Here is a 5,548-nt window from a genome sequence, read left to right on the forward strand (position 1 = left end):
CTCCCGTCACAGCCGTATCGCGATTCGGGCCGCAAGTCGGCTTTCAATCGGCAACTTGCGCTTCTGCGTCCGCGGATGTGGAGCACGCCCGGCGAACGCCGTAGGAGTGGCTCGGCGTCGTTCTTGCACCTTTTCGATGTGAGTTGTTTCTCGTCCCTTATCCCTATGTGGTGGTCATGCGTACTTCGTGGCGGTCCCAGTCGGGGTCGTAGCGTGTGCCACCGTCGAGTTCGAAGCCGTGTTTGCGGTAGAACGCCACGGCCCGTGCGTTGTCGCGTACAACCCACAGGTAGGCCGGGACGCCGGTACCGCCGAGCACCGAGGTCATCAATTCAAGGGCCACGCCGTGGCCGTGATGACGGGGAACGACATTCAGCGACCACGGTTCAGTCGATGCAGGAGCGACGCGAGCACCAATGCATCCACGAGATCCGCCAACCCAGAGGTTCCTCAGATGCAGTGCGGCCACTGACGAGCCGCAGAACGGCCGCCCACGAGGCACTCTCGCCAACTGCACCAGCGGCAGCCGCCGCAGGTGACCCGCGCACGTCCCGTCGTTCCACCGAGTTGTCCCACCGCCGTGGCAGCATGTCGGTTGATGAACGACGGGCGAGGTGAGAGTGGATCGTCGCGATCCGTCTCAGGGGTAACCCCTGGGTGCAATTCACAGCTGGTTCCTGCGTCCGACGCCGGCGCGCACGCTCCACGTGCCACCCGGCGCCGCTGCATCACAGTTCTGGTCACTACACCCGTCGTTCATCACCGAGACCCCTCACGCCGACACACGACGATGCCGTGACCGAGCCTTTTCTGGACGCGAACGAGGCAGCCGAAGTCGCTGCAGCGTTTTCGCGGACCTATTCCGCCTGGACGTGGCCGGAGGTGCTCACCGCGTTGCGCGCGGTTCTGCCCGCTGACGTCACCACGGACGTGGCCGCACGGATCTTCGACCTCTCACCACACGAACCGCGCCACCCCGCGACCGTGATGATCGAGGCCCTCCTGCCATGGACACACCCGGCCCCCGCGGTCGGTCAGCCCATCCTGCTCCACGAGCCGGAGTCGACGGGCACAGTGCTCGACGACCTGCCTGATCTCTACGATGTGGAGCAGTTCGCGCACTGGCTCGACTTCACCGTCCCGGAGCTCGAGTGGTTCGCCGACCGGGGCCAGTGGTTGCGGACCGCGCGTCCTCCGCTGCGGCACTACCGCATCTGGCGCCGTGAGAAACGCGACGGTGTTCGCGTCATCGAAGCTCCGAAGCCGCGGATGCGAGAAACGCAGCGGCGTCTTCTCAGACGGCTGGTCGAACGCATCCCGGCACACCCGGCGGCCCGCGGTTTCGTGCCCGGGTCATCGCCGGCTGCTTTCGCCTGGCCGCACACGGACCGGCCCGCGGTCGTGCGCGTCGACCTACGGCACTGCTTCGAGACCATCACCGTCCAGCGTGTCCGTGCGGTCTTCCGGGACGTCGGCTATCAGCCACACATCGCGCGCCTGCTCGCCGAATTGTGCACCACGGCGACGCCTGTGGACGAACTTCGCGGACTCGATCGCGAACATGCGGTGCTACTACGGGACCGGCACCTGCCTCAGGGTGCGCCGACCTCGCCGCATCTGGCCAACCTCGTGATGCGACCACTCGACCAGCGCCTGGACGGCTATGCCCGCCGCAACGGTCTCCGGTACACCCGGTACGGCGACGACCTCGCGATCTCCGGCGACGCGATAAACGCCGACCGTGCGCTCTGGACGATGCTCCGGATCGTCGAGGACGAGCGTTTCACCGTCCACCCGGGCAAGGTCCGGATCATGTACAGCCATCAGCGCCAACGCCTTGCCGGCCTGGTCGTCAACGACCGACCCCAGGTCGCGAGATCCGACTACGACAATCTGAGGGCCCTGCTTCACAACGCGCGCCGCCACGGGGCGTCGTCGCAGAATCATGATGACCACCCGGACTTTCGTGCACACGTCTACGGACTCATCGCCTGGGTGGGCGCAACGGGGGAGGCGCGCCGACGCCGGCTTCTGGACATGGCCGGCTCGATCGATTGGGACACCTGAGAACCATCGGCACCGAAGCATCCCGAACCTCACATTGGGCTGGCCTCGATGTGAGACCACTGTTACCTCTGCCTTCCGCGTCGCGAGTCCAGCCGCAATGCCCGGGCAGCAAAGTCCGCACATGGACAAGCAACTGCTCGAAGAGAGCCTGGCCCTCGTCGACCTGCCCGACTCGGGACTCACCGTTCGCTTCTACGAGATCCTGTTCGACCGCTATCCCACGGTCCGTGCGATGTTCGGCCGAGACAGTCGCACCCAGGCCGAGATGTTGCGGAACGTGGTCGTGTCGGTGGTGAAGCATGTCGACGACGCCGAGTGGCTGACGACGACGCTGCACGCGCTGGGGCGTCGGCACGCCGGGTTCGGCGTCACGCGGCCGATGTACACGGCAGTCGCGGAATGCATGATCGCCGCCATGAGCGAGATCGCCGGCGACTCGTGGACTCCGGCCATGACGCTGGCATGGGACCGTGCGCTCGGCGCGGTCGCGACCATCATGCTCGACGGTTACCCGGCAGAGTCCCGGACTCCGGCACGCGCTCCTCGACGCAGCGCCGGCGCGGCCTGACACCTACCGAACGACGGCCGGTCCCAGACTCCGCTCCGATGCGCAGGGCGCGCCCCGCGATACGATCCCGCTCGGAAGTGAGGGCTCGTGACTGCTGCTGGAACCACCCGGAGTTCGCTGGATCGCTACCTGGAGACGCCCTGGGCACGATGGGCGACTCTCGCCGCCTTCCTCATCAGTTCGGTGGTCGCGATCGTCGTCCTGCCGAATCAGCCGCCCGCCCCGTATCGCATCGACTTCGACGTCTACCGCATGGGTGGTCAGGTCCTGCTCGACGGCGACGAGCTGTACGGCGTCCTGCCACCGCTGGCCGAGGGCGCGAGTCTGCCCTTCACCTATCCGCCGCTGGCCGCCGCGCTGTTCTCGGTGTTCACCCTCGTCCCGCTGGCAGTCGGGCAGGCCCTGTTCACGGCGATGTCCATCGGCTGTCTGCTCGTGGTGTGCCGGATCGTGCTGTCGCGCCTCCTCGACCGATCGGCCTCCGACCTGTGGTGGCTCGCAACGGCGGCCGCGACGGTCGGTCTCTGGCTCGAGCCGGTCCGCGACACTCTCAACTTCGGACAGATCAACATCGTGCTGATGACGCTCGTCGTCGTCGACGCCCTGTTGGGCCGGGGCAGGTGGTGGAACGGACTCCTCGTCGGTCTCGCCATCTCGATCAAGCTGACTCCCGCGGTCTTCCTGCTGTACTTCTTCGTCCGGCGGGACTGGCGTGCACTGGGAGTGGCTGCGCTCTCGGCGGTCGGCTACGCCGCACTGGGCCATCTGCTGACACCGGACGACTCGACGACCTACTGGACGTCGACCCTCTTCGACACCGACCGGATCGGGAGCCCACACTTCGCGAACAACCAGTCGATCAAGGGTGAACTCGGACGCCTGGGTGCGGAATCCGACCTCGCATGGTTCCTCGTCTCGCTGGTCGTCGGATTGCTCATCGCGTGGGTGGCGTGGCGTCTGGTGTCCGCGGCACCGGCAGACCCTCGAACGACGACACCGCACGACGTGGCGGCCCTGATCGCGGTCGCTTTCGCCGCGCTGTTCTGCTCGCCGGTCGCCTGGGACCACAGCTGGGTGTGGGTGGTCCCGCTGCTGATCCTGCTCACCTACCTCGCGACGCGGCCAACGGCGTCGACGATCTGGTGGTGGCTGTTCGGCACCGGACTGGTCATCTTCGCCGTCGCGCCGCATCAGCGCATCCCGCAGCGGTACGACGCCGAGCTGTCCTGGTCCTGGTGGCAGCACGTCATCGGGTCGTCGTACCTGCTCTGGGGCCTGGTGGTCCTCATCGCCCTGGGATCGTCCGCGCCACGCGTGCTCGCCGCCCGGAGAGGCGCCGACACGCTCGCACAACCTGCCCGAACACCTCGTCTGCGCGATCCCCTTGAAACAAGCGCTAAATCCGTTCCAATGGTGCACAGTGATGTAACGCACATCGGATCAACGGGGAGTGGCAGGTTCATGACGAGTCGGAAGAAGCAGATCCAAAGCGTGCTGGCGAAGGCGAGCAGCATGTACCCGAGCTCGGAGCGCCCGCTGGCCGAGCCACCCGCCGGGTCCGACCTCAAGCCGGTCATGGGTGACCCGGGGATCCCGTGGCTCGGCAACACGCTCGAGGCGCTGGTCGACCCGCTGAAGTCGGCGATGGACCGGTTCGAGAAGTACGGCGAGGTCTCGTGGTCGGGTGCGCTGGGCATGAACATGGTCACGCTTGTCGGCCCGGACGCGATCGAAGCGGTCTGGATGAACCGCAAGAAGGCCTTCTCCAGCGAGCTCGGCTGGGAACCGATGATCGGGCCGTTCTTCCGCCGGGGCGTCATGCTGATGGACTTCGACGAGCACATGCAGCACCGCCGCATCATGCAGCAGGCGTTCAGCCGGCCGCGGCTCACCGGCTACCTGGACATCATGACGCCGCACATCGAGAAAACCCTCGCCAACTGGGAGGTCGGCAACGGGTTCAGGATGTACTCGCGCACCAAGGATCTCACCCTGTCGCTGGCGACCGAGGTGTTCATGGGTGCGCACGTCAGCGAGTCCGAGGCCCACCGCCTGGAGCATGCCTTCGAGGCTGCGGTCCGCGGCGGCCAGGCGATGGTCCGCAAGGACGTCGGCAACTGGACCTGGGCGCAGGGACTCCGGGGCCGCGAGGCGCTGCAGGAGTACTTCCGCTCGGAGATCCCGCTGCGTCGCGGCAACGATGCCGACGACCTGTTCAGCGTCCTCTGCAACGCCGAGAGCGACGAGGGTGAGACGTTCTCCGACGAGGACATCGTCAACCACATGATCTTCGTGATGATGGCGGCGCACGACACCAGCACCATCGCGCTGTCGATGCTGACCTACTTCCTCGGCCGCCATCCTGAGTGGCAGGAGCGTCTGCGCCAAGAATCCCTCGCCCTCGACAAGCCGACGATCGACTACGACGACGTCGACGAGCTGCCCAGCATGGAGCTGGCGTTCAAGGAGACCCTGCGCCTCAACGCCCCCGTCGGCATGCTCTTCCGCATGGCGATCGAGGACACCGAGATCTGCGGCCACTACATCCCGAAGGGGACCCTGCTCGCCATCCACCCGTGGGCGACGATGCTGCGCAAGGAGTGGTGGCCCAACCCCACCCACTTCGACCCCGAACGTTTCTCGGCCGAACGTCGCGAAGACAAGGTCCACCGGTTCGCGTGGGCGCCTTTCGGCGGCGGCGCACACAAGTGCATCGGCCTGTATTTCGGTGGCATGGAAGTGAAGTCGATCCTGCACCAGATGCTGCTGCGCTTCGAGTGGGACGTCCCGGCCGACTACCGCCCGGAACTGACCTACGGCACCGGACCGACCCCCGCCGACGGTCTGCCGATCAACCTGCGGCACCGCAAGATCTGACAGCCCCCGAGGAGCGCAAGCGACGCCCCTGTCTCT

Annotated in this window: 4 protein-coding genes and 1 pseudogene; 4 read left to right on the forward strand and 1 reads right to left on the reverse strand. The window is 66.5% G+C overall.

The features are described from left to right. Positions 1-163: 163 nt before the first annotated feature. The gene (locus AMD30_RS24840) at positions 164-517 is read right to left on the reverse strand and encodes a GNAT family N-acetyltransferase (RefSeq protein ID WP_331456861.1); all 354 of its coding nucleotides are present in this window, start codon (positions 515-517) and stop codon (positions 164-166) included. A 278-nt stretch (positions 518-795) separates the two neighbouring features. Between AMD30_RS24840 and AMD30_RS23940 the strand changes: the two genes are divergently transcribed. The 4 genes and pseudogenes from AMD30_RS23940 to AMD30_RS23955 all read left to right on the forward strand — a co-directional run bounded on the left by AMD30_RS23940 (position 796) and on the right by AMD30_RS23955 (position 5,512). Beyond that, positions 796-2,067 (forward strand): reverse transcriptase family protein, encoded by a 1,272-nt coding sequence (locus AMD30_RS23940; RefSeq protein WP_055477332.1) that lies wholly within the window; start codon positions 796-798, stop codon positions 2,065-2,067. Between the two features lie 121 nt (positions 2,068-2,188). Next, the gene (locus AMD30_RS23945) at positions 2,189-2,635 is read left to right on the forward strand and encodes a globin domain-containing protein (RefSeq protein WP_055477333.1); all 447 of its coding nucleotides are present in this window, start codon (positions 2,189-2,191) and stop codon (positions 2,633-2,635) included. 87 nt (positions 2,636-2,722) lie between these two features. Then, positions 2,723-3,994: pseudogene (locus AMD30_RS23950) on the forward strand (glycosyltransferase 87 family protein); the annotation flags it as partial. 102 nt (positions 3,995-4,096) lie between these two features. Beyond that, positions 4,097-5,512 carry a cytochrome P450 gene (locus AMD30_RS23955; RefSeq protein ID WP_197282844.1) on the forward strand — a complete coding sequence of 472 codons (1,416 nt, stop codon included), beginning with the start codon at positions 4,097-4,099 and terminating at the stop codon, positions 5,510-5,512. Positions 5,513-5,548: the final 36 nt, after the last annotated feature.

It is taken from the genome of Gordonia sp. HS-NH1 (genome assembly GCF_001418765.1).
Taxonomy (GTDB): Bacteria; Actinomycetota; Actinomycetes; order Mycobacteriales; family Mycobacteriaceae; genus Gordonia.